The following is a 22,460-nucleotide window of genomic DNA, read 5'->3' on the forward strand; positions in this document are numbered from 1 at the left end:
ACCCGTTCGCCCGTTCAGACCACCAATCAAGGATGCCTCGCCATGAGCCGATTCTCTGCCCCTATCGCCGAACAGATCTGGGACATGAAATACCGGCTCAAGGATGGCGCCGGCCAGCCCATCGACCTGTCGGTCGAGGATAGCTGGCGCCGCGTCGCCCGCGACCTGGCCCGTGTCGAAAAAGACCCGGCCCTGTGGGAGGATCGATTCCATGCCGCGCTTGCGGATTTCAAATTCCTGCCCGCCGGCCGCATCCTGGCCGGCGCCGGCACCGGACGGGAAGTGACGCTGTTCAACTGCTTCGTCATGGGCACCATTCCAGACAGCATGGGCGGCATCTTCGAGATGCTGAAAGAGGCTGCGCTGACCATGCAGCAGGGCGGCGGCATCGGCTATGACTTCAGCACCATCCGCCCGCGCGGGGCCGAGGTAAAGGGCGTGGCCGCCGACGCCTCGGGGCCGCTGTCCTTCATGGATGTCTGGGACGCGATGTGCCGCACCATCATGTCCGCCGGCAGTCGCCGCGGCGCCATGATGGCGACCATGCGCTGCGACCATCCCGATATCGAAGCCTTTATCGAGGCCAAGCAGGACAGCGCCCGGCTGCGCATGTTCAACCTGTCGGTGCTGGTGACGGATGCCTTCATGCAGGCGGTCAAGGCCGACGGCCCCTGGGACCTGCGCTTCGACGGCAAGGTCTATCACACCGTCCAGGCGCGCGACCTGTGGAACCGGATCATGCGCGCGACCTATGATTATGCCGAGCCGGGCGTGATCTTCATCGACCGCATCAACCAGCAGAACAACCTGAACTATTGCGAAACCATCGCCGCGACCAATCCTTGCGGCGAACAGCCCCTGCCGCCCTATGGCGCCTGCCTTCTGGGTTCGGTCAACCTGGCCCGGCTGGTCGAGGCGCCCTTTACCGCCGATGCGCGCCTGAACCCCGAGGCGCTGGACGAGCTGGTGCGCACCGCGGTGCGGATGATGGACAACGTCGTCGATGCCTCGAAATTCCCGCTGCCGCAGCAGGCGGCCGAGGCGCAGGCCAAGCGCCGCATCGGGCTGGGCGTCACCGGGCTGGCCGATGCGCTGCTGATGCTGGGCCTGCGCTATGGCGCCGACGACGCGGTCGCGCAGACCCGCGTCTGGATGAAGGCCATCGCGCGTTCCGCCTATCTGGCCTCGGTCGATCTGGCCCGCGAAAAGGGCGCCTTCCCGCTGTTCGACGCGCAGAAATACCTGGCCTCGGGCTTCATGCAGCGCATGGATGCGGACCTGCGCGAGGCGGTGGCGGAACACGGCATCCGCAACGCGCTGCTGACCTCGATCGCGCCGACCGGGACGATCAGCCTTTACGCCGGCAATGTCAGTTCCGGGATCGAGCCGGTCTTTGCCTATGCCTATACCCGCAAGGTGCTGCAAAAGGACGGCTCGCGCACCGAGGAAGAGGTGGTGGACTACGCCGTGCAGATGTGGCGCGACCTGCATGGCAACGCGCCCCTGCCCGATTATTTCGTCAACGCCCAGACGCTTGCGCCCTTGGACCATGTCGCCATGCAGGCGGCGGCGCAAGAATGGGTGGACAGTTCCATCTCCAAGACCATCAACTGCCCCGAGGATATTTCCTTCCAGGATTTCAAGGACGTCTACCTGGCGGCCTGGGACAGCGGCTGCAAGGGCTGCACCACCTATCGGCCGAACGACGTCACCGGCTCGGTCCTGTCGGTCAGCGAAAAGACCGATGCAGCGCCCCAGGCCGACAAGGGCGCTGACGTCGTCTATCTGACCGAGCCGCTGGACCGCCCGGCAGCGCTGGAGGGCGCGACCTACAAGCTGAAGTTTCCCGGCAGCGAGCACGCGATCTACATCACCATCAACGACATCGTGCAGGGCGGGCATCGCCGGCCGTTCGAGGTCTTCATCAACTCGAAGAACATGGAGCATTTCGCCTGGACCGTGGCGCTGACCCGGATGATCTCGGCCGTGTTCCGGCGTGGCGGCGACGTGTCCTTCGTGGTCGAAGAGTTGAAGGCGGTGTTCGACCCGCGCGGCGGCGCCTGGATCGAGGGGCGCTACGTGCCCTCGATCCTGGCCGCCATCGGCGGGGTGATCGAACGCCACATGGTCGCGACCGGCTTTCTGGCAGGCGAGGGGATGGGGCTGAAATCCGACCCCCAGGCCGAGGTCATGGCGGTGGGCGAGCGCCCGCGCGGCCCGGCCTGCCCGGCCTGCGGCCAATACGGCATGCGGATGATCGAGGGCTGCATGACCTGCCCGTCCTGCGGCCATTCCAAATGCGGCTGACGGGTCGGCGGCGGCACTGGAACAGGCGGGGGCTTGCCCGCCCCTAATCCGCCGCGACGGGAAAGCCGCGGGCCAGGATACGCTCGGCCCAGGCGGCGGGGATGGTGCCGGGGGTGCGGCCGCGCTCGGTCGCCAGCCGCGTCTGGACGAATGCCGCCGCCATGTCGCCATCGTCCCCGTCCAGCAGCACCGCGGCGGTCAGCAGCAGCGCGCTGCGCTCGGTGAACCAGCGCGCCTCGGCCTCGGGGACGCTGCCGCTCCAGCGGGCGCGATGGGCGGCCAGCGCCGCGTCATAGGCCGGCTCCTGCCCCTTTGCCGCATCAAGCTGCGCCGCCAGCGTCGCGGCCGCCAGCGGTTCGCGCGCCAGGGTGCGCAGGGCGTCCAGGCAGATCACGTTGCCCGAGCCCTCCCAGATGCCGTTCAAGGGCGCCTCGCGGTATAAAAGCGGCAGGGGCGTGTCCTCGACATAGCCCATGCCGCCCAGGACCTCCATCGCCTCGGCCACGACCATCGGGCACAGCTTGTTCGACAGGTATTTCGCTAGCGCCACGCCGATGCGGGCAAAGGCGCGATCCTCGGCGCTATGGCCGTCGAAACTGGCCGCGACATGCAGGCCAAGCGCCAGGCAGCCCAGCCAGTCCAGCACCAGGTCGGCCAGCACCGCCCGCATCAGCGGCTGGTCGATCAGCCGGCGCTGAAAGGCGCTGCGATGGGCGGTCCAGTGATGCGCCTGGCGCAGCGCCGCGCGCATCAGCCCCGCCGGCGCCATGGCGGTGTCCAGCCGGGTGTGATGCACCATTTCGACGATGGTGCGGATGCCCGCGCCCTGATCGCCGATCTGCCAGGCCAGGGCGCGCTGGTATTCGATCTCGGCCGACCCGTTCGAGCGGTTGCCGAGCTTGTCCTTGAGCCGCTGGATGCGGATGGCGTTGCGCCCGCCCTCCAGCCAGCGCGGCACCAGGAAACAGGTCAGCCCGCGCCCGGTCTGCGCCAGCGTCAGGAACCCGTCCGACATCGGCGCCGAACAGAACCATTTATGCCCGGTCAGCCGCCAGGCATCGCCGTCCGGCTCGGCCCGCGTGCTATTGACGCGCAGGTCGGAACCGCCCTGCTTTTCCGTCATCGCCATGCCCAGCGTTGCGCCCTGCTTGGCGCCAAGCGGCAGCACCGCCGGGTCGTAGCGCCGCGACATCAGCGCCCCGCGCCAGTCGCCGGGCAGGTCCGCCGCGCCCGCGATCACCGGGACGGCGGCATAGGTCATGGTCAGAGGGCAGCAATGCCCCGGCTCGACCTGGCTGGCCAGATAGACCATGGCGGCATGGGTCAGGTGGCCGGCCGGCCCGCGCTCCCACGCGACCGAGTGATATCCGGCGGCGATGGAATCCCGCATGAAACCGTGCCAGGCGGGATGAAAGCGCAGCTCGTCCAGCCGCCGGCCGCCGCTGTCGAACTGCACAAGCTCGGGCGGGTAGCGGTTGGCATCGCGCGCCGCCTGTGCCGTCGCGTCCCGGCCCATGAGCGCGCCGTAGCGCGCCAGCCCGCCGGCTTGCGCGCCGCCGGTGGCCAGCATCGCGCGCAGCGCCCCGTCATCGCGCCACAGATCGCGGTCCGCGCGGCTTTCGGGCTGGTTCAGCACCTCATGGGTGCCCAGTTCCGCCGTCGGGTCAAGATCCATCGCCGGGGCCCTTTCCTTGCGCCTTTGGCCGATCCTAGCCCGGACCGGGGCCCTGGCGCGAGTCTGTCCGGGATCGTCCCGCCGAACCGCCGCCTAGCCCAGCTTACCCAGGTCCAGGCCGGCGGCGCGGGCCCGCTCCAGATTGCCCGGCGGGATGCGCATTTCGGGATGGTCGCTTGCCCTGACCCGGTCCACCAGGCGCTGCGCGGCCAGGTTGTCGCCCAACCGCAGAAGCAGCGACAACAGGTTGCCGATGACATGGCGCGACGGCTCGATCTCCAGGCTGCGTTCCAGATGCTGGCGCGCGCGCTTGGGGTCGTCGCGCATCAGGTGGCGGCCCTTGCGGAAATGCCAGATCGAATTGTCCCTGGGGTCCAGGTCGAACTCGACGATCCTGTCCTCTAGGAAAAGCGGAACCAGGATCTGGCTGATCAAGCCAGAGCGGGCCAGCATTTGCAGGATCGTATGGCCCGCAAACTCTACCGTGATGGCGCGCGCGTCGGGATAGCGCGGCAGCACCATGCTTTCGACCATGGTCTTGTCGTCCGGCATCATCGGATCATAAAGCAGGACCGGCGCGTGGCGGCTGCGCGGCGCGTCTTGCAGCGGCAGATGCCTTAGCGGAATGGCGTCTTTGACCCGGTTAAGCGGTGGCCAGGCCGGCAACATCGGTGCGGCCGCGATGATCCGGGCGTCGATGCTGCCGCCATAGTAAAGCGCCGCATAGGCCCCCAGGCTGGACCCGTAACAGACGACGTCACGCCCCGAAATCACCGGCGCAACCGCGGCGACAAAGGCGTCCAGCGGCAGGTCCTGGTATTGGGTTCCGGCCCGCTGGGCGACATAGATCGTATCCCAGCCCTTGCCCAGGCACCATCCCGTGCCGAACCCCGATGCCGCCAGGCCCGAAGGCTGGCCGCCAAAGGTCACGACGAGCGGTCGCCCCCCCCCGCGTCGGCGCCCTGGTGCAGGGTGATGCGATAATCGGCATGGTCGGCAAGGGTGTTTTTCATGGTCGATCCGTGGTTTGGACAGAACGCGCGCGCCCCGCATTCCGGCAGGCAGGCAAGAGCGGCTTCTAACCAGAAAGCCGACACCCGTAAACGCCGGGATGCCGCACCGACCGTCCGTCGAAAGACCATGCCGACGCATGGGCGCGTCGCCCCGCACGCAGGACGACCGGCCGCCGATGCCAGGCATCGCGGCCCGGATCCAAGGACATTTCAGCAAGGGGAAATGGTAGCGGAGGAGGGATTTGAACCCCCGACACAAGGATTATGATTCCTCTGCTCTAACCAGCTGAGCTACTCCGCCACGGGTGGGTGCGATTTACGGCGGGTGGCGGGGGGCGTCAAGGGGCGGAACGCAGCTTCGTCAAAGTTTTTGCCCCGCTTGCCAGACTGGTCCGACGCCCGGCTTCTTCGTTGCCCAAATACCCGAAAAGCGACGGCGCCAGCACCGCCGCCCTCGATGGGAAAGCATCAGACCGCGACGCCGCTGCGCCCCGCCAGATCGGTAAAGAACTGCCAGGCCACCCGCCCCGAACGCGAACCGCGCGTCGCCTGCCATTCGATGGCCTCGGCGCGCAACTGCTCTTGCGGGATCTGCAAGCCATAGGCGTCGCAATAGCCCCGCACCATCGCCAGGTATTCGTCCTGCGAACAGGGATGGAAGCCCAGCCACAGCCCGAAACGGTCCGACAGCGAGACCTTTTCCTCGACCGCCTCGCCGGGATGGATGGCGGTCGAACGCTCGTTGTCGATCATGTCGCGCGGCATCAGGTGACGTCGGTTCGAAGTGGCGTAAAGGATCACGTTCGCCGGCCGCCCCGAGATGCCGCCGTCCAGAACCGCCTTGAGCGATTTGTATTGCGTATCGTCATGGCTAAAGGACAGGTCGTCCGAAAACAGCACGAAGCGACGGTCCTGCGCCCGGCCCAGGATCGCCAAGAGCCGCCCGACCGAACCCAGATCCTCGCGCGCGATCTCGACCAGGACCAGGGGCAGGCCCTGGCGCACCGCCTCGGCATGCACGGCCTTGACCAGCGAGCTTTTGCCCATGCCGCGCGAACCCCAAAGCAGCGCGTTGTTCGCCGCATGGCCGCGGGCGAATTGCAGCGTGTTGGCCAAAAGCGTGTCGCGCGCCCGGTCGATGCCGATCAACTGCACCAGGTCGACGCGATTGACCTGGGCCACCGGCTCCAGCCGGTCGGGATCGGGCTGCCAGACATAGGCCGCGGCTTCGGTAAAGCTGGGCTCGGCCGCAGCCGGGGGCGACATGCGCTCCAGCGCCGCGGCAATGCGCAGCAGCGTTTCGTCAGACATCGGCTTCCTGTTCTTCCAGTTCGCGCTTCTTCTCCATCCGCCGCACCAGGAAGATCGAGATCTCGTAAAGCCCATAGATCACCGCAAACAGCACCGCCTGGCTGATCACATCGGGCGGGGTGACAATGGCGGCCAGAACAAGGATCACCAGGATGGCATAGCGGCGCACGCTGCCCAGCCCCTCGGACGAGACCAGCCCGGCCTTGCCCATCAGCGTCAGCGCCACCGGCAATTGGAAGGACAGGCCAAAGGCCAGGATGAACTTGGTGGTCAGCGTCAGGTATTCGCTGACCGAGCCCTGGAAGACGATCCCGGCCAGATGCGGATTCGGCTCTGCCGCCGCCGACGGATCGTCGGGCAAGGCCAGCGGGCCTTGCTGGAAGCCCAGGAAGAAATCATAGGCCATGGGCAGGATGATGTAATAGGCAAAGGCCGCGCCGATCATGAACATCACCGGCGAGGCGACCAGGAACGGCAGGAAGGCCGCCTTTTCGCTGCGATACAGGCCCGGCGCGACAAAGCGCCACAGTTGATAGGCGATGACCGGAAAGGCCAGCACGAAGCCGCCCAGGAAAGAGATCTGGATGGCGACGAAAAAGCCTTCCTGAAGCTTCAGCAGGATCAGCCCGCATTCCTGCCCGCGCGTTTCAAGCGCGTGGCAGATCGGCCGGGTCAGGAAGTTGTAGATCGGGTTCCAGACCGTATAGCACAGCACCATCGCCACGACGAAGGCCAGGACCGACCAGATCAGCCGGGTCCGCAACTCGGCCAGATGTTCGATCAGCGGGGCCGAGCTGTCGTCGACGCTTTCGGATTTCTTGTCGGATTTCGCGGACACTCAGCGATCTTTCGTATCGGAGCGGCGCACCGCATGCAGGCGGCGCTGGCCGGGTTCATGATCGGTGGCAGCGATACCGGTGGCAGCGATCGGCGCCGCTGGCGCGACCCCCGGCCCATCCCCGGACGGGCTGGCGGCGGGATCGTCGGCGGCGGGACTGGGGCCGTCCCCGGCCACGGGCCCGGCCATGCCCGGATCCGGCTTGGCCTGCGTGCTGCCCGAGGGGACCTTGGGGTCCCATTTCTCGAACCGTTCGGCGGCGCGATCCAGGGCGTCCAGCCCCAGCGCCTTTTTCGAGGTCAGCGACTTGACGTCGCGCAGCGCATTGCCGGCCTCGTCCAGGCCGGTATTCTTGGCTGCATCCTCCATCGCGCTGGAAAACTCGCGCGCCATCGAGCGGGCGCGCGCCGTGATCCGTCCCAGCGAATGAAACAGATGCGGCAGATCCTTCGGCCCGACCACGATCAGCGCGACGACCCCGATCAGCAGCAGCTCGCTCCAGCCGATATCCAGCATTACGATGTCCCGCGACGGTTACGAACGATCGGTGCTCTGCGGCGTGACGTCGCGCAGGGCCTCGTTCGTCTGGGCCTGAGCGCGGGCTGCGTCCTCGGCCGGGCTTTGGCCGATGGGCTTGGCGGCGTCCTCGGCGGCACGGTCATATTCGTCGGAGCCGTCCTTGACGCCCTTCTTGAAAGCGGTGATGCCCTTGCCCACCTCGCCCATCAGGGACGAGACCTTGCCGCGCCCGAAAAGCACCAGCACCACCACCGCGATGAGCAAAAGCCCCGGAAGGCCGATGTTGTTCAGCATGTCGTTTCCACTCCTTGCCGGCAGTGCCGGCGTTGACGGGCCATATGTAGTCCTCGACCGTTGCAATGCAAAGCACAAACGCGCTTTCCTCTTCCGACCATGGCAGCCCGGCGGGAAATCCGCCATGCTTTCCATCGCATGAAATCTGGGGAATACAGTAACGATATGGAGATTACCCAGACCATCAGCGCCTTCGTCACGCTGTTCGTCGTGATCGACCCGGTGGGGCTTGCGCCGCTGTTCATCGCGCTGACCCGCGGCATGTCCGACCAGCGGCGGCGGCGAATCGGCTGGCGCGCGCTGGGCATCGCCGCGGCGCTGATGACGCTTTTCGGCCTGGCCGGAGAGGCGATCCTGACCGGCATCGGCATCTCGCTTTCCGCCTTTCGCATCGCCGGGGGGCTGCTGTTGTTCCTGACCGCGCTCGACATGCTTTTCGAGCGGCGGACCGAGCGGCGCGAGGGCCAGGCGCGCGACGATGACGACGACCCCTCGGTCTTTCCGCTGGCCACGCCGCTCTTGGCCGGTCCGGGGGCGCTGGCCTCGATGATCCTGCTGGTCGGCCAGGATCCCGGCCCCGCCCATACGCTGATGATCCACCTGGTCATGCTGGCGGTGCTGGGCATCGCCGCGGCACTTTTCGCCATCGCCGGGCCCATTGCCCATGTGCTGGGACGCACCGGCACCATGGTGGTCACGCGGCTTTTCGGCATGCTGCTGGCCGCGCTGTCGATCCAGTTCGTCATCGACGGGCTCAAGGGCTCGGGGCTGGTCTGATGGCCGAGGAATTCACCCGCGCCGCCTATCTGGTCCTCCTGCTCGTGGCCGTCGGCGGCTTCCTGGTGGTCGAGCTGCGCGCGCGTCCCGGCCAGACCCTGCGCCAGGCGGCCGCCTGGGGGCTGATCTTCCTGGGCGCGGTGGCGCTGGCCGGCCTGTGGGACGACATCCGCGGCGCGATCTCGCCCCAGGCGCGGGTGATCGAGGGCGGCCGGATCGAGGTGCCGGTGGGCAATGACGGCCATTACCACCTGACCGCGCAGGTGAACGGCACCCCCGTCCGCTTCGTGATCGACACCGGCGCCAGCAGCATCGCGCTGGGACCGGCGGATGCCGCCCGCATCGGCATCGACCCCCAGGCGCTGGCCTATGCCGGCCAGGCCCGCACCGCGAACGGCGTCGTCGAAACGGCGACGGTCCTGCTCGATTCGGTCGTCATCGGCGAAATCCGCGACAGCCGGGTGCCGGCGCTGGTGCTGCGGGCCGATCTTGGCCAGTCGCTGATGGGCATGTCCTATCTGTCGCGCTTCGCCCGCGTCAGCATCGAGGGCAACCGCCTCATCCTCGAACGCTGATCCGCTTCTTTCGTGGCCAAATATCCCTGGGGGGAGCGCCGCAGGCGCGGGGGGCAGAGCCCCCTATTGCCTGCGTTCCCAGCGCCCGCCGGCCTCGGACCAGTATTCCGCCGCCACCTGCGCCTCCTTCAGCGCCCGCCACTGCGCCCGCGCCCGTTCCAGCGCCTGGGGATCGTTGCCGTCAAAGACGATGCAGGCGCGTTCCAGCGCCTGGCATTCCGCGCCCGCAACCTCGGCCCCGTCCAGCGCGATCAGGCAGCGCGCGGCATTGGCCGCCGCCTGGCCCTCGACCGTCAGCAGCACCGGCTGGCGGGCGTCATGCGGCCCGCCGGCCAGGCCATGCGGCAAAAAGCCCTCGCCCAGCCAAAGGCTTTCGTCCAGCGCCGCCTGCCGCGCCCGGTCCCTGCCCCGCAGCTCGACCCGCCAGCCCGCTTGCAGGCTCTTGCCGACCAGCATCGGCAAAAGCTGCGCCGGACCCGAGCGGGTCAGGTGATAGAACAGGGCCGAGCCCATCAGCCGCGCTGCTCGAAACGGTCGCGCACCAGCCGGTCCAGCGTCATCACCCCCCAGCCCGAGGCGCCCTTGGGCGCCAGCGCCGTCTCGCCCGGCGGCAAGGCGACGCCGGCGATGTCCAGATGCGCCCAGGGCAGCCCCTCGCGCACGAAGCGTTGCAGGAATTGCGCGGCGGTGATCGACCCGGCCGCGCGCCCGCCGCTGTTCTTGACATCGGCCAGGCGCGAATCGATCAGCTTGTCATAGGCTGGCGCCAGCGGCAGGCGCCAGGCGCCCTCGCCCTCGGCCTGGGCGGCGTCCAGCACCGCCGCGGCAAAGGCGTCGTCGTTCGAGAAGACCCCGGCATGGTCATGGCCCAGCGCAACGATCACGGCGCCGGTCAGCGTCGCCAGATCGACCACTGCCGCGGGTGCAAAGCGTTCCTGGGCATACCAAAGCACGTCGGCCAGCACCAGCCGGCCCTCGGCATCGGTGTTGATGACCTCGATCGTGTCGCCCTTCATCGAGCGGACGATATCGCCCGGACGCTGGGCGCGGCCGTCGGGCATGTTCTCGACCAGCCCGACCAGGCCCACGACATTGGCCTTGGCCCGGCGCAGCGCCAGGGCGCGCATGACGCCCGCGACCACGCCGGCGCCGCCCATGTCCATCGTCATCTCCTCCATGCCGGCGGCGGGCTTGATCGAGATGCCGCCGGTATCGAAGACCACGCCCTTGCCGACCAGCGCCAGCGGCGCCGCGTCGCCGCCGCCGTTCCAGCGCATGACCACGACCTTGGACGGGCTTTCCGAACCCCGGCCCACGGCCAGCAGCGCCCGCATGCCCAGCCGGGCCAGCTCCTCCTCCTCCAGAACCTCGACCTCCAAGCCCAGCTCGCGCATGGCCAGCAGGCGGTCGGCGAAATCGCTGGTGGTCAGCACATTCGCCGGCTCGTTCACCAGGTCGCGGGTAAAGAACACGCCCTCGGCCAGCGCCGCGCCGTCGGCCGCCGCACGCGCCAGCGCCTCGGGGTCCTGGTGCATGAAGGTCACGCGGCCGCGCGGCGTGCCCGATAGGGTCGCATCCGCCGCAGGCCCGGCCGCATCCGCCGCCCCCGCCGCATCGGACAGCCGCGCATCCTGGGGCGCGCCGGTGCGGCTGGTGGTGGCGGGCGGTTCGGCCGGCGTCTCACCCTCGGCCCCGCCCTCGGCGGCCTCGGCGCCATCGCCGTCACCGTCGCCGGATTTCCTGGTCTTGTAGGCCAAGAAGTCATAGGCCCTGAGCGCCAGCCCCAGCGCCACCTCGGCCGCGCGGCCGTGGTTGCCGGCCAGCACCAGGGTTTCGGCCTTGCCGAGCCTGGCGCCGATGCTGGCGCCGGCCGCCCGCGCCGTCTTGGCATCGGCATCGGCGGGCAGCAGCACCAGTTGCAGCGCCTCGGCCTTCAGCCCGGCAGGAAAGGCCAGTTCCAGCGCCTTGCCGGGCTTGACCCCCTTCCATGCGTCGGACGCGAAAGCCCGCCCCAGCGCCTCGCGCGTGGCGCGCGGCAGGCCGGCGGGCAGCCGCCCGGCCTTGGGCACCAGGATGGCGACGCGGCCCTGCCGTTCGGCCAGCCCCGCGGCGTCCATCGCCGTGAAGGAAATTTCCACCGGATGAGTCATGATCCCGCCCCTCGCTTTGCTCCGTATTGCCGGAAACTAGACATGCGCAGGCGGCTTGACCAGTGCCGGGGCTTTCCCAACCGTCGCGCAGCGGCTAATCAGGCGGGAACCGAGCCGCGAAAGCCCCCATGCCCCGCATCGACCGCTACATCCTGTCGCAACTGCTGACCCTGTTCGGGTTCTTTGCGCTGGTGCTGGTCTCGGTCTACTGGATCAACCGCGCGGTGTCCCTGTTCGAGCAACTGATCTCGGACGGGCAGACGGCGCTGGTGGTGCTGGAATTCACCGCCCTGACCCTGCCGCTGGTCATCTCGGTCGTGCTGCCCATCGCGGCCTTCGCGGCCAGCGCCTATGGCACGAACCGGCTGTCGGCGGAATCCGAGCTGGTGGCGATGCAGGCGGCCGGCATGTCGCCCTGGCGGCTGGCGCGGCCGGTGCTGGTCTTTGGCGTGCTGGTCGGGCTGATGGTGGCGCTGCTGGTCCATGCGGTGGTGCCGATGGCGCGGGGGCGGCTGGCCGACCGCCAGGCCGAGATCGCGCAGAACGTCACCGCGCAATTCCTGCGCGCCGGCGCGTTCCAGTATCCGGTGCCGGGGGTGACGCTTTACATCCGCGACATCGCGCCGGACGGGCGGATGATGGATTTCTTCCTCGAAGATGCCCGCGACCCCGGCAACGAGGCCACCTATACCGCGACCGAGGCGCTGCTGGTCCGGACCGAGGCCGGGCCACGGCTGGTGATGATGCAGGGCATGGTGCAGAACCTGCGCCAGTCCGGCAATCGGCAAAGCCTGGCGGCGACGCGGTTTTCGGAACTGACCTATGACCTGGGCTCGCTGATCGACGCCGGCGCCAGCCGCATGCGCGACCTGCGCGCCTATGGGACGCTGCGGCTGCTGGATCCCGACCCCGAGCTGCTGGCCGCCACCGGCGCCACCCCCGACCGCGCCCTGGCCGAGGCGCATGAGCGGCTGTCCAAGCCCTTCCAGGCCCCGGTTGCGGCGCTGCTTGGCTTTGCCATGCTGCTTTTGGGCGGCTTCAGCCGCTTTGGCGCCTGGCGGCAGGTGGTCTGGGCGGTGCTGGCGCTGATCGCGGTGCAATTCCTGGCCACCGCGGCCGAAAACCAGGTCGCGGCCAATGCCGGGCGCTGGCCGCTGATCTATGTCTCGCCGCTGGCCGGGGCGGCGATCTGCCTGGGCGTGCTGTGGCTTGCCGCAAGGCCGCGGCACCTGCGCCGGCGGGCCAGGGGGGGCGCGGCATGATCCTGTCGGTCTATGTCGCGCGGCGTTTCCTGCGCATGCTGGTGATGATCGCCGCCATCTTCGGCGCCATCCTGTTCCTGATCGACATCGTCGAACAGATCCGACGCTTTTCGGACGAGAATATCGGCTTGGCCGGGGCGGCGGGCCTGTCGCTGCTGAACATCACCGCCAGCTTCTATTCCATCCTGCCGCTGATCACGGTGCTTGCGGGGATCGCGCTGTTTCTGGGCCTGTCGCGCACGTCGGAACTGGTGGCGATCCGCGCGGCGGGGCGGTCGGGGCTGCGCGTGCTGGCCGCGCCCGCCCTTGCCGCGGCGCTGGCCGGCATGTTGGCGGTGGCGATGCTGAACCCGATGGTCGCGGCAACCGCGAAACGCTATGACGATGCGGTCGCGCGCATGAAAAGCGGCGGCGGCCAGACCGTCAGCGTCGGCGAGAACGCGGTCTGGCTGCGCCAGGCGCTGCCGACGCAGGATGCCAAGGGGGACGAAACCTCGGGCCAGGTCGTCATCCGCGCCAGCCGCGCCAGCCCGGACGCCATCACGCTTTACGATGCGACCTTCATGGTGTTTTCGCCCGAAAGCGGGCCCACGCGCCGCATCGACGCGGCCCAGGCGCGGCTGACCGCCGGCGCCTGGGAATTGACCGACACCAAGGAATGGCCCCTGACGCAGGCCAATCCCGAGGCGATGGCCCGCACCGCGCCGCGGCTGGAATTGCCGACCGACCTGACCGCGGCGCGCATCCGCGACAGTTTCGGCCGGCCCGAGGCGATTCCGGTCTGGCAATTGCCCACCTTTATCCGCGGGCTGGAACGCGCGGGCTTTTCCGCCCAGCGCCACAAGGTCTGGTTCCAGATGGAACTGGCCCGCCCGCTTCTTATGGTGGCGATGATCGCCATCGCGGCGGTCTTTACCATGCGCCACCTGCGGGGCGGCAAGATGGGGCTTTGGGTGCTGGGCGCCTTTGGCTGCGGCATCGGACTGTTCTTCCTGCGCAACCTGGCGCAGGTGCTGGGCGACAATGGCGACATCCCGCCGGCCCTGGCCGGCTGGGCGCCGCCCATGGTGGCGCTGCTGTTCGCGCTTGGCGCGCTGTTGCGGCTGGAGGACGGATGATGGCGCGCAGGCACAAGCGATATATGGCCGGAAGACATAAGGCCGGGACAACCGCGCGCGCCGCGCTGCTGGCCGCCCTGCTGCCCGGCATGGCCCTGGGCCAAAGCCTGACCCCGGACGGCCAGACCCTGCCGGTCTATGACGAACCCGAAACCGTGTCCCCTGATCGGACCGCGGGCCCCGCCGGACCCGCCCTGGCCCCGACCGAGACCTCGGACAGCAATGCCCGCTTCGCCGACGGCACCCAGGTGCTGCACATGCCGCGCTTTGGCACCCGCCCCGGCGCGGTGCATATCGCCGCGACCGAAGCCCAGGCCGAAGGCAGCCCGGCCACGCTGCTGGCCGATCAGGTCACGCTGGGCGCGGACAATCGCCTGACCGCCTCGGGCGGGGTGGTCATCTGGTATCGCGGCAGCCGGCTGATCGCCTCGCGCGTGGTCTATGACAACGAAACCGGCGGCGCGGTGATCGAGGGGCCGATCCACCTGACCGAACCGGCCCGCGCCGGCACGTCCCAGGAAACCATCCTGATCGCCGACAGCGCCCAGCTTGACCCCAATATGCAGGACGGCATCCTGCGCGGCGCCCGGCTGGTGCTGGCGCGCGAGATGCAGATGGCCGCGCGCCAGATGCGCCGCAGCCAGAACGGGGCGGTGACGCGCCTGGACAATGTCGTCGCCTCCAGTTGCCAGATCTGCGCCGAAAGCCCGATCCCGCTATGGGAAATCCGCGCCCGCTCGATCACGCATGACGCGCGCACCAGCCAACTGCATTTCGACCAGCCGCAATTGCGCATGCTTGGCCTGCCGGTCGCCGCCCTGCCCTGGCTGACTGCGCCCGATCCCAGCGTCGAACGGATGAGCGGCTTTCTGCGGCCGCAACTGCGCACCACCTCGGGGCTGGGTTTCGGCGTCAAGCTGCCTTATTTCATCACGCTGGGCGACCATGCCGACCTGACGCTGACGCCCTATGTCGCCGCCTCGCGCACCCGGACGCTGGAACTGCGCTATCGTCAGGCCTTCAGCAATGGCGCGATGGAATGGAACGCGGCGCTGTCGCGCGACGATCTGGAGCCGGGGCGCACCCGCGGCTATCTGTTCGGCGGCGCGCGATTCGAGCTGCCGCGCGGCTATATGCTGGGCTTGCAGATCCAGATGGCCAGCAACCGCGCCTATCTGCTGGATTACGACATCTCCAGCGCGGACCGGCTGTGGAGCGGGCTGACCCTGGACCGCGTGCGCCGCGACCGGATGGTCATGGCGCGGATCGGCAATTACGAATCGCTGCGCGGCGCCGAGGCCGAGGCCGATGAGTTCACCCCCTCGGTCGTCGCCGACGCGCTGTGGAAGCGGCGCTGGACCCCCGGCCGGATCGGCGGCATCGCCAGCCTGGAATGGTCACTGCACGCCCATCGCCGCTCGTCGGGGGAAGACAGGCTGGGCCGCGACATGGCGCGCGGCTCGGTCGAGCTGGGCTGGCAGCGCAGCACCATCCTGCCCGGCGGGCTGCTTGGGGCCGCCCAGGCGCGGCTGAACGCCGATTTCTACCGCATCAACCAGGACAGCGATTACGACGACTGGGTGGTGCGCGCCGACCCGACCCTGGCCGCGGAACTGCGCTGGCCGCTTGCCCGCCATGCCGGCGGCGTGACCCATATCGTCGAGCCCGTCGCACAACTGGTCTGGTCGCCCGAACGCGAGGCCGAGGACGAAGTCCCGAACGAGGACAGCCGCCTGATCGAGTTCGACGAAGGCAACCTGTTCGCGCTGAACCGCTTTCCGGGCTGGGATGCGCGCGAATCGGGCTGGCGGGCCAATCTGGGCATCGGCTGGACGCGGATCGACCCGGCCGGCTGGTCCATCGGCCTGACCGCCGGCCGCGTCCTTCGCGACGAAGCCGACGCGGCCTTTGAAAGCGGTGCGGACGATCCGTCGTTCTGGGACGGCGGCCCCTTGGGCGGCAAGCGCTCGGACTGGCTGCTGGCGGCGCATTATTCGGGGGCGAACGGGCTTGCCATCGCCAACCGCGCGCTGTTCGACGACGGCTTCTCGATCAGCCGCAACGAATTGCGCCTGGGCTGGTTCCGGCCCGGCTTGCAGGTCTCGGCCGGCTATCTCTGGCTTGATTCGGATGAAAGCGAAAGCCGCGACCAGGACGTTTCGGAACTGACCATGGCCGGCGGCTGGCAGATGGCCCCCGGCTGGTGGGCCACGACCGAGACGCGCTATGACTTTACCGCCGATCGCGCGCAAAAGGCGCAGCTTGGGCTGGAATACCGCAACGAATGCATAACCGTGGAAATGTCGGTCGAGCGGCGCTTTACCTCGTCGGACGAGGTGCGGCCGGATACCCGCTTCGACCTGGGCATAAGGCTGGGCGGCTTTGGCCAGCAAAAGCCCGGTCGCGGAACGGTGGCGCGCCGCGCCTGCCTGCGCTAATGTCCGGCAAAACCAAGCGGCGAGGAAGCTGATGCGGCGAATTCTTCTGGGGGCGGCGATGACCGCGATGCTGGCAGCGGGCGGGGCGGCCCCGGCCCTGGCGCAGGGCAATCCGTTCCAGCCGCTGGTCCATGTCAACGACACGGCCGTCACCCGCTACGAACTGGACCAGCGCATCCGCTTTCTGCAAATCCTGCGCGCGCCGGATGCCGATCGCGCCTCGGCCGAACAGGCGCTCATCGACGACCGGCTGCGCATCTTTGCGGCCCAGCAACTGGGCATCACCGCCCGCGACGAACAGATCGAGGCCGGGCTGGCGGAATTCGCCGGCCGCGCGAACATGGGCGTCGAAGAGTTCACCCAGGCCCTGGCCCAGGCCGGGGTCGAGGGCCAGACCTTTCGCGATTTCGTCACCGCCGGCATCGTCTGGCGCGAAGTTGTGCGCCAGCGGCTGGTGCCGCAGGTCGAGGTCAGCGATGCCGAGCTTGACCAGGAAATGCAGCGCCTGATCGAAACCCCGCGCATCACCCATGTGGCGCTGTCGGAACTGATCATTCCCGCCCCCCCCGGCCAGGAGGCGCAGGCCATGGGGCTGGCGGAATCGCTGGTCGGCTCGGTCCGGTCCGAGGCGGATTTCGCGGCCGCCGCGCGGCAGCATTCGGCCACGCCCTCGGCCGAGAATGGCGGGCGGCTGCCCTGGACGCCGCTGGAAAACCTGCCGCCTTCGCTGCGCCCGATCATCCTGTCGATGCAGCCGGGCCAGATCAGCCAGCCGCTAAGCGTCGAGGGGGCGGTCGTCCTGTTCTATCTGCGCGACAGCCGCGGCACGCTGCGGCCCGGCGCCAGGGAACAGGTGCTGGACTATGTGCGCATTCGCCTGGCCAGCCTGGCCGAGGCCCGCCGGATCGCCGCGCTTTCGCAGTCCTGCGCGGATCTTTTCGTGCATGCCCGCGGCCTGCCGCCGGAACAGATCCAGCGCCAGACCCTGCCGCAGGGCCAGATCCCGACCGCCGAGGCGATCCGGCTGGCGGTGCTGGACGATGACGAAGCCAGCGTGGCCGGCCAGGACGGCCAGGCGGACATCCTGATGCTGTGCAAGCGCCAGCCGGCGCTGCTGGCCCAGGGGGCGCAGGAACCGCCCATCGCCGTCAGCCCCGAGGCCGAGGAAAGCGCCGCCTCCGAACCCGACGCGCTGCCCGACCGCGAACAGATGCGCGACCAGATCTTCAGCCGCAAGGTCGGGCAGGCGGCGGAAAACTATCTGGCCGAGTTGCGGGCCAATGCGATCATCCGGCGGCCTTGAGCCCGGTTGAGCCACCGGGGGCGCTTCGCCCCCCGGACCCCCCGAGAGTATTTGGGAAACGGAGAAAATGACCGAGGCCCGGCCCATCATCCTGACCTGCGGCGAGCCTGCCGGCGTGGGCCCCGAGCTTGCGCCCAAGGCGCTGGCCCTGGGCCTGCCTTTCGTGTTCCTGGGCGACCCGCGGCATTTGCCCGCGGGCACCGCCTGGGCCGAGGTGGCGGCCCCCGGCGACCCGGTGGCGCCGGGCGTTCTGGCGGTGCTGCGCCATGATTTCCCGGCGCCGGCGGTGCCGGGCCGGCCCGATCCCGCCAACGCGCCCGCGGTGGTCGAGGTCATCGCCCGTGCCGTCGATCTGGCGCTGACGGGCGCGGCCGGCGGCATCTGCACCCTGCCGATCAGCAAGGAGGCGCTGAAGCGCGGCGCCGGTTTCGCCTTTCCCGGCCATACCGAATACCTGGCGCATCTGGCCGGCGACGTGCCGGTGGCGATGATGCTGGCTTCGACCAATGTCGAGCCGCCCTGCCGGGTGGTGCCGGTGACGATCCACATCCCGCTGGCCGAGGTCGCGGCGGCGCTGACCCCCGCCCTGCTGGAACAGGCGATCCGCATCACCGATGCGGCGATGCGGCGCGATTTCGGCATCGCCCGGCCGCGGCTGGCCATCGCCGGGCTGAACCCCCATGCCGGCGAGAACGGCGTCATGGGTGAAGAAGAGGCGCGCTGGATGGCGCCATTGATCGAGCGGCTGCGCGGCGAAGGGTTCGAGCTGCGCGGGCCGCTGCCTGCCGATACCATGTTCCACCCGGCGGCGCGGGCGCGTTACGACGCGGCGCTTTGCGCCTATCACGACCAGGCGCTGATCCCGATCAAGACCCTGGATTTCGCGGGCGGGGTGAACGTGACGCTGGGCCTGCCCTTCGTGCGCACCTCGCCCGACCATGGCACCGCCTTCGACATTGCCGGGCAAGGCATCGCCGATGCGCAAAGCGTCATCGCGGCGCTGCGCATGGCGCATGAGATGGCGGCGCGGCGATGAGCGCCATCGACGGGCTGCCGCCGCTGCGCGCGGTGATCGCGCAGCATGACCTGCGCGCCAAGAAGCAGTTGGGGCAGAATTTCCTGCTGGACCTGAACCTGACCGCCAAGATCGCCCGCGCCGCCGGCGACCTGACCGGCTGCGACGTGATCGAGGTCGGCCCCGGCCCCGGCGGCCTGACCCGCGGATTGCTGGCCGAAGGCGCGCGGCATGTGCTGGCCATCGAGAAGGACGCGCGCGCCCTGCCCGCCTTGGCCGAGATCGCCGCTGCCTATCCGGGGCGGCTGGAGGTGATCCATGGCGATGCGCTGGAGGTCGATCCGCTGGCGCATCTGACGCCGCCGATCCGTATCGTCGCCAACCTGCCCTATAATGTCGGCACCGAATTGCTGATCCGCTGGCTGACGCCGGCGGCCTGGCCGCCGTTCTGGCAATCGCTGACGCTGATGTTCCAGAAAGAGGTGGCCGAGCGCATCGTGGCGCGGCCCGGCGGCAAGGCCTATGGCCGGCTGGCCGTGCTGGCGCAATGGCGGGCCGAGGCGCGGATCGTGATGACCTTGCCGCCCGAAGCCTTTGTTCCGGCGCCCAAGGTGCATTCGGCGGTCGTGCAATTGACCGCGCTGGCCGAGCCGCGCTATCCGGCCGATCCGGCGGTGCTGAACCGGGTGGTGGCGGCGGGCTTCAACCAGCGCCGCAAGATGCTGCGCGCCTCGCTCAAGGGGCTGCATCCGCAGATCGAATCGCTGCTGGTCCAGGCCGGAATCGCCCCCACCGCCAGGGCGGAAGAGATCGGGCTGGAGCAGTTCTGCGCATTGGCGCGGGGTCTGGCCGCCGCGCCACGCTGAAGCTTATTCGCCCGATGCGCTTTCCGATTGGGTCTTGGCGGCCTTGCCCGCGCCCCGGCCGGATTTGGTGGCGGGCTTGGCCTCGTCGTCGGCCGGTTTCTTGCGGCTGCGCGGCGCGGCGGCGGCCGGCGTGGTCCGGGTGCGGCGACGCGGCGCCGGCTCGGGGGCGGCGGCCGCTGGCTCTTCGGGGCTGGCGGCCGGTTCGGCCACGGCTTCGGCCGCGCTGCTTTCCGGGGTCTGGATTGGCCCCTCGGCCTCTTCGTCCGAGGCGATGGCCGGCGGAAGGCCGCTTGCGGCGGGCTGGGCGGCGGCAGGTGCGGCGCGCTCTTCGCCTTTGGGGGCGGGCTGGCGCTCGTCCCGGCGATCCTCGCGGCGGTCCTGGCGCTCTTGCCGGTCGTGGCGGTGCCCGTGATGGCCGTTCTGGCCATTCTGGCCGTTTTCGGATCCGCCCTGTCCATTGCTGTCAGAGAGGTCCTCGTCACGGCCTTGTTGCTGGTTCTGGCGCTCGGCCTGTTCGCGCTGCGCCTCTCCCAGCATGCGGGTGTAATGCTCTGCATGCTGAAGAAAGCTCTGCTCGGCCACCCGGTCGTTGGAAAGCTGGGCGTCGCGGGCGAGCGTCAGGTATTTCTCGATGATCTGCTGGGGCGTGCCGCGCACCTTGCCCTCGGGACCCGAGGAATCGAAGACGCGGTTGACGATATTGCCCAGCGAACGCTGTCGGTTCGACTTGTTACGCGAACGGGATTTGGATGATCTCATCAGCTTGTTGTCAGTTTATGTCCGGCAAGGCCGGCTGAGGTTGGGGTCATTGCTAAGGCGGGTGTCAGCGCAGGTGCGGCGCTTGGTCCGCTTTCCGCGTCACCAGTGAAAGGCTGGGTTATCCGAGTATGACTGACCCGTGCGTGGGCGTCGCGCCCCCGTCACAGTTGCGAATAAACACGCTGGGCCGTCGCTTACAAGCGAAAATTTCGCCACAACCGGCAAAAGGTGCGGAACCTTGCCGGATCAAAGCGGCTTCCGGGCGGCGACGACGCGGTCGCGCCCGTCCAGATCGGGCAGGATCTGCGGCCCGTCCAGCCCCGCGTCATGCATCAGTTGCGCGACGGCGGCGCCCTGCGTCGGGCCGATCTCGACCAGCAGCCGGCCGCCGGGGCGCAGATGCGCCGGCGCGCCGGCGGCGATGGCGCGATAGGCCGAAAGCCCGTCCGCCCCGTCGGTCAGCGCCTGGATCGGCTCCCATTCCCGCACCTCGGGGACCAGCGACTCCATCTCTGCCAGTGCGATATAAGGCGGGTTCGAGACGATCAGGTCGAACTGTCCCTGGACCGTGGAAAACCAGTCGGATTCCAGGAAATCCGCGCAAACCCCGATCCGCGCCGCATTGTCCCGCGCCACCGCCAGCGCGGCGGGCGAAATGTCGGTTCCCAGCCCTTGCGCGGCCGGCCGCTCGGCCAGAAGCGAGATCAGAATGGCGCCCGTGCCCGTGCCCAGGTCCAGAACCGAGGCAAAGGGCTGGGCCAGCGCGGCCTCGACCAGGGTTTCGGTTTCGGGGCGCGGGTCGAGCGTGTCGCGGGTCACGCGGAACTCGTGCTTCCAGAACGCGCGGCGGCCCAGGATCTGGCTGACCGGCTGGCGCGCGGCGCGGGCGGCAAGGGATGCGTCGAAACGTCGCAGCGCGTCGGGTGGCAGCGGCGCGGCCAGGGCGGCGGGCAGATGATGGCGCGGCAGGCCAAGGGCATGGCCCAGAAGCAGCCGGGCGTCCCCCTCGGCGGCCGGCACCCCCGCCGCGGCAAGCCGTGCGACGCCTTGCCGCAACGCCTCGGCCCCGGTCATCCGCTTAGCCGCCCTGCGCCGCCAGGCGCGCGGCCTGGTCATGGGCGGTCAGCGCCTCGACGATTTCGCCGATCTCGCCCTGCATGATGCGGTCAAGCGCGTAAAGGGTCAGGCCGATGCGATGATCGGTCATGCGGCCCTGGGGGAAGTTATAGGTGCGGATGCGTTCCGAACGGTCGCCCGAGCCGACCTGAGACCGCCGATCGGCGGCGCGTTCGGCATCGGCGCGCAAGCGTTCCATGTCGTAAAGCCGCGCACGCAGCACCGCCATGGCGTTGGCGCGGTTCTGGTGCTGCGACTTTTCCGAACTGGTCACGATGATCCCTGTGGGCAGGTGGGTGATGCGCACCGCCGAATCGGTGGTGTTGACATGCTGGCCCCCCGCGCCGCTGGCGCGCATGGTGTCGATGCGGATATCGCCCGCGGGGATGTCGATATCGACCTCTTCCGCCTCGGGCAGAACGGCGACGGTGGCGGCGCTGGTATGGATGCGGCCCCCCGATTCCGTTTCGGGGACGCGCTGCACGCGGTGGACGCCCGATTCGTATTTCAGCCGGGCAAAGACCCCCTCGCCCTCGATCCGCGCCACGGCCTCGCGGACGCCGCCCAGATCGGATTGCACCAGTTCCAGCATCTGGAACTGCCAGCCCTGCGATTCGGCAAAGCGGCGATACATGTCCAGCAGGTCGCCCGCGAACAGCGCCGCCTCTTCGCCGCCGGTGCCTGGACGGATTTCCAGGATCGCGGGCCGGGCGTCGGCGGCGTCCCGCGGCAAAAGCGCGATGCGCAGCGCCTGTTCCTGATCGGGGAGCGCGGCGCGCAGGCGCGACAATTCGTCCTGCGCCAGTTCCCGCATCTCGGGATCGTCCAACATCGCCTCGGCCTCGCGGATGGCGCGCCGCGCCTCGCGCCAGGCGGCGACCTGCGCGACCACCGGCTTCAACTCGGCATATTCCCGGCCAATACCGGCGATTTCATCGGGCGAAGGGCCGGCATTCAGCCGCGCTTCGAGATATTCGAAGCGCTCGACGATCTGGTTCAGGCGGTCTTCCGGCAGCATTTGATGCAATTAGCCGTTGCGCCGCAAAGCGACAAGACAGAACCTCGGCATGACCCAGATCAAAGCAAGGCGGCGCGCATCCGTGCAGATTATCGCAAGACGCGCC

Annotated in this window: 20 protein-coding genes and 1 tRNA gene; 9 read left to right on the forward strand and 12 right to left on the reverse strand. The window is 69.0% G+C overall.

Annotation, left to right across the window (positions count from 1 at the left end):
• The first annotated feature begins 42 nt into the window (after positions 1-42).
• Positions 43-2,307 (forward strand): adenosylcobalamin-dependent ribonucleoside-diphosphate reductase, encoded by a 2,265-nt coding sequence (locus tag F3H32_RS07480; RefSeq protein ID WP_149765290.1) that lies wholly within the window; start codon positions 43-45, stop codon positions 2,305-2,307.
• Between the two features lie 43 nt (positions 2,308-2,350).
• Here the strand turns inward: F3H32_RS07480 and F3H32_RS07485 are convergent, their stop codons facing one another.
• The 7 genes from F3H32_RS07485 to F3H32_RS07515 all read right to left on the reverse strand — a co-directional run bounded on the left by F3H32_RS07485 (position 2,351) and on the right by F3H32_RS07515 (position 7,957).
• Positions 2,351-3,982: an acyl-CoA dehydrogenase family protein gene (locus F3H32_RS07485; protein WP_149765291.1), complete on the reverse strand. Its 1,632-nt coding sequence runs from the start codon at positions 3,980-3,982 to the stop codon at positions 2,351-2,353.
• Positions 3,983-4,075: 93 nt separating this feature from the next.
• Positions 4,076-4,912 carry a hypothetical protein gene (locus tag F3H32_RS07490; protein WP_149765292.1) on the reverse strand — a complete coding sequence of 279 codons (837 nt, stop codon included), beginning with the start codon at positions 4,910-4,912 and terminating at the stop codon, positions 4,076-4,078.
• A gap of 307 nt (positions 4,913-5,219) precedes the next feature.
• Positions 5,220-5,296: transfer RNA gene (locus tag F3H32_RS07495), tRNA-Met, on the reverse strand.
• 167 nt (positions 5,297-5,463) lie between these two features.
• The gene (locus F3H32_RS07500) at positions 5,464-6,306 is read right to left on the reverse strand and encodes an ATP-binding protein (protein WP_149765293.1); all 843 of its coding nucleotides are present in this window, start codon (positions 6,304-6,306) and stop codon (positions 5,464-5,466) included.
• On the reverse strand, positions 6,299-7,144 hold the full coding sequence (tatC, locus tag F3H32_RS07505; RefSeq protein ID WP_149765294.1) for a twin-arginine translocase subunit TatC: 846 nt from the start codon (positions 7,142-7,144) through the stop codon (positions 6,299-6,301). Before tatC ends, F3H32_RS07500 begins: the two co-directional genes overlap by 8 nt.
• Positions 7,145-7,660 carry a Sec-independent protein translocase protein TatB gene (gene tatB, locus F3H32_RS07510; protein ID WP_149765295.1) on the reverse strand — a complete coding sequence of 172 codons (516 nt, stop codon included), beginning with the start codon at positions 7,658-7,660 and terminating at the stop codon, positions 7,145-7,147.
• Positions 7,661-7,678: 18 nt separating this feature from the next.
• Positions 7,679-7,957, reverse strand: coding sequence for a twin-arginine translocase TatA/TatE family subunit (locus F3H32_RS07515; RefSeq protein ID WP_149765296.1), 279 nt, complete (start codon positions 7,955-7,957; stop codon positions 7,679-7,681).
• Positions 7,958-8,122: 165 nt separating this feature from the next.
• On the opposite strand from F3H32_RS07515, the gene F3H32_RS07520 reads away from it, so the two are divergent.
• Both F3H32_RS07520 and F3H32_RS07525 read left to right on the forward strand, forming a co-directional pair.
• Positions 8,123-8,734: a MarC family protein gene (locus F3H32_RS07520; protein WP_115756197.1), complete on the forward strand. Its 612-nt coding sequence runs from the start codon at positions 8,123-8,125 to the stop codon at positions 8,732-8,734.
• Positions 8,734-9,309: a retropepsin-like aspartic protease family protein gene (locus F3H32_RS07525; RefSeq protein WP_149765297.1), complete on the forward strand. Its 576-nt coding sequence runs from the start codon at positions 8,734-8,736 to the stop codon at positions 9,307-9,309. Before F3H32_RS07520 ends, F3H32_RS07525 begins: the two co-directional genes overlap by 1 nt.
• 63 nt (positions 9,310-9,372) lie before the next feature.
• On the opposite strand, the gene F3H32_RS07530 is transcribed toward F3H32_RS07525, so the two are convergent.
• A complete protein-coding gene (locus tag F3H32_RS07530) occupies positions 9,373-9,822 on the reverse strand; it encodes a DNA polymerase III subunit chi (protein WP_149765298.1) in 450 nt (149 codons plus the stop codon).
• The gene (locus F3H32_RS07535) at positions 9,822-11,459 is read right to left on the reverse strand and encodes a leucyl aminopeptidase (protein ID WP_149765299.1); all 1,638 of its coding nucleotides are present in this window, start codon (positions 11,457-11,459) and stop codon (positions 9,822-9,824) included. Before F3H32_RS07535 ends, F3H32_RS07530 begins: the two co-directional genes overlap by 1 nt.
• 128 nt (positions 11,460-11,587) lie before the next feature.
• Between F3H32_RS07535 and lptF the strand changes: the two genes are divergently transcribed.
• The 6 genes from lptF (at position 11,588) to rsmA (ending at position 19,461) form a co-directional block, all read left to right on the forward strand.
• Positions 11,588-12,721, forward strand: coding sequence for an LPS export ABC transporter permease LptF (lptF, locus tag F3H32_RS07540; protein ID WP_149765300.1), 1,134 nt, complete (start codon positions 11,588-11,590; stop codon positions 12,719-12,721).
• Positions 12,718-13,839, forward strand: a complete 1,122-nt coding sequence (gene lptG / locus F3H32_RS07545; protein WP_149765301.1) for an LPS export ABC transporter permease LptG — start codon at positions 12,718-12,720, stop codon at positions 13,837-13,839. The genes lptF and lptG overlap by 4 nt, the downstream gene beginning before the upstream one ends.
• A 23-nt stretch (positions 13,840-13,862) precedes the next feature.
• Positions 13,863-16,277, forward strand: coding sequence for an LPS-assembly protein LptD (locus F3H32_RS07550; RefSeq protein WP_223191375.1), 2,415 nt, complete (start codon positions 13,863-13,865; stop codon positions 16,275-16,277).
• Between the two features lie 31 nt (positions 16,278-16,308).
• Positions 16,309-17,580: a peptidylprolyl isomerase gene (locus F3H32_RS07555; protein ID WP_149765303.1), complete on the forward strand. Its 1,272-nt coding sequence runs from the start codon at positions 16,309-16,311 to the stop codon at positions 17,578-17,580.
• A 67-nt stretch (positions 17,581-17,647) separates the two neighbouring features.
• Positions 17,648-18,616, forward strand: coding sequence for a 4-hydroxythreonine-4-phosphate dehydrogenase PdxA (gene pdxA / locus F3H32_RS07560; RefSeq protein WP_149765304.1), 969 nt, complete (start codon positions 17,648-17,650; stop codon positions 18,614-18,616).
• On the forward strand, positions 18,613-19,461 hold the full coding sequence (gene rsmA, locus F3H32_RS07565; protein WP_149765305.1) for a 16S rRNA (adenine(1518)-N(6)/adenine(1519)-N(6))-dimethyltransferase RsmA: 849 nt from the start codon (positions 18,613-18,615) through the stop codon (positions 19,459-19,461). Before pdxA ends, rsmA begins: the two co-directional genes overlap by 4 nt.
• A gap of 3 nt (positions 19,462-19,464) precedes the next feature.
• On the opposite strand, the gene F3H32_RS07570 is transcribed toward rsmA, so the two are convergent.
• From F3H32_RS07570 to prfA, 3 genes are all read right to left on the reverse strand, one after another.
• Positions 19,465-20,220, reverse strand: coding sequence for a DUF4167 domain-containing protein (locus F3H32_RS07570; protein WP_149765306.1), 756 nt, complete (start codon positions 20,218-20,220; stop codon positions 19,465-19,467).
• Positions 20,221-20,466: 246 nt separating this feature from the next.
• The gene (prmC, locus tag F3H32_RS07575) at positions 20,467-21,294 is read right to left on the reverse strand and encodes a peptide chain release factor N(5)-glutamine methyltransferase (RefSeq protein WP_149765307.1); all 828 of its coding nucleotides are present in this window, start codon (positions 21,292-21,294) and stop codon (positions 20,467-20,469) included.
• Between the two features lie 4 nt (positions 21,295-21,298).
• Positions 21,299-22,354, reverse strand: coding sequence for a peptide chain release factor 1 (gene prfA, locus F3H32_RS07580; RefSeq protein WP_149765308.1), 1,056 nt, complete (start codon positions 22,352-22,354; stop codon positions 21,299-21,301).
• Positions 22,355-22,460 lie beyond the last annotated feature (106 nt).

Origin of the sequence: Paracoccus thiocyanatus, from assembly GCF_900156255.1 — a bacterium.
GTDB lineage: Bacteria > Pseudomonadota > Alphaproteobacteria > Rhodobacterales > Rhodobacteraceae > Paracoccus > Paracoccus thiocyanatus.

What these genes read in the sequence shown, in the direction of transcription:
- F3H32_RS07570 (WP_149765306.1), bottom strand. Translation starts at nt 20,220, where the DNA reads ATGAGATCATCCAAATCCCGTTCGCGTAACAAGTCGAACCGACAGCGT.
- rsmA (WP_149765305.1), top strand. Translation starts at nt 18,613, where the DNA reads ATGAGCGCCATCGACGGGCTGCCGCCGCTGCGCGCGGTGATCGCGCAG.
- F3H32_RS07480 (WP_149765290.1), top strand. Translation starts at nt 43, where the DNA reads ATGAGCCGATTCTCTGCCCCTATCGCCGAACAGATCTGGGACATGAAA.
- lptF (WP_149765300.1), top strand. Translation starts at nt 11,588, where the DNA reads ATGCCCCGCATCGACCGCTACATCCTGTCGCAACTGCTGACCCTGTTC.
- F3H32_RS07555 (WP_149765303.1), top strand. Translation starts at nt 16,309, where the DNA reads ATGCGGCGAATTCTTCTGGGGGCGGCGATGACCGCGATGCTGGCAGCG.
- F3H32_RS07535 (WP_149765299.1), bottom strand. Translation starts at nt 11,459, where the DNA reads ATGACTCATCCGGTGGAAATTTCCTTCACGGCGATGGACGCCGCGGGG.
- prfA (WP_149765308.1), bottom strand. Translation starts at nt 22,354, where the DNA reads ATGCTGCCGGAAGACCGCCTGAACCAGATCGTCGAGCGCTTCGAATAT.
- F3H32_RS07520 (WP_115756197.1), top strand. Translation starts at nt 8,123, where the DNA reads ATGGAGATTACCCAGACCATCAGCGCCTTCGTCACGCTGTTCGTCGTG.
- tatB (WP_149765295.1), bottom strand. Translation starts at nt 7,660, where the DNA reads ATGCTGGATATCGGCTGGAGCGAGCTGCTGCTGATCGGGGTCGTCGCG.
- F3H32_RS07485 (WP_149765291.1), bottom strand. Translation starts at nt 3,982, where the DNA reads ATGGATCTTGACCCGACGGCGGAACTGGGCACCCATGAGGTGCTGAAC.
- F3H32_RS07550 (WP_223191375.1), top strand. Translation starts at nt 13,863, where the DNA reads ATGGCCGGAAGACATAAGGCCGGGACAACCGCGCGCGCCGCGCTGCTG.
- prmC (WP_149765307.1), bottom strand. Translation starts at nt 21,294, where the DNA reads ATGACCGGGGCCGAGGCGTTGCGGCAAGGCGTCGCACGGCTTGCCGCG.
- F3H32_RS07525 (WP_149765297.1), top strand. Translation starts at nt 8,734, where the DNA reads ATGGCCGAGGAATTCACCCGCGCCGCCTATCTGGTCCTCCTGCTCGTG.
- F3H32_RS07530 (WP_149765298.1), bottom strand. Translation starts at nt 9,822, where the DNA reads ATGGGCTCGGCCCTGTTCTATCACCTGACCCGCTCGGGTCCGGCGCAG.
- F3H32_RS07515 (WP_149765296.1), bottom strand. Translation starts at nt 7,957, where the DNA reads ATGCTGAACAACATCGGCCTTCCGGGGCTTTTGCTCATCGCGGTGGTG.
- pdxA (WP_149765304.1), top strand. Translation starts at nt 17,648, where the DNA reads ATGACCGAGGCCCGGCCCATCATCCTGACCTGCGGCGAGCCTGCCGGC.
- lptG (WP_149765301.1), top strand. Translation starts at nt 12,718, where the DNA reads ATGATCCTGTCGGTCTATGTCGCGCGGCGTTTCCTGCGCATGCTGGTG.
- F3H32_RS07500 (WP_149765293.1), bottom strand. Translation starts at nt 6,306, where the DNA reads ATGTCTGACGAAACGCTGCTGCGCATTGCCGCGGCGCTGGAGCGCATG.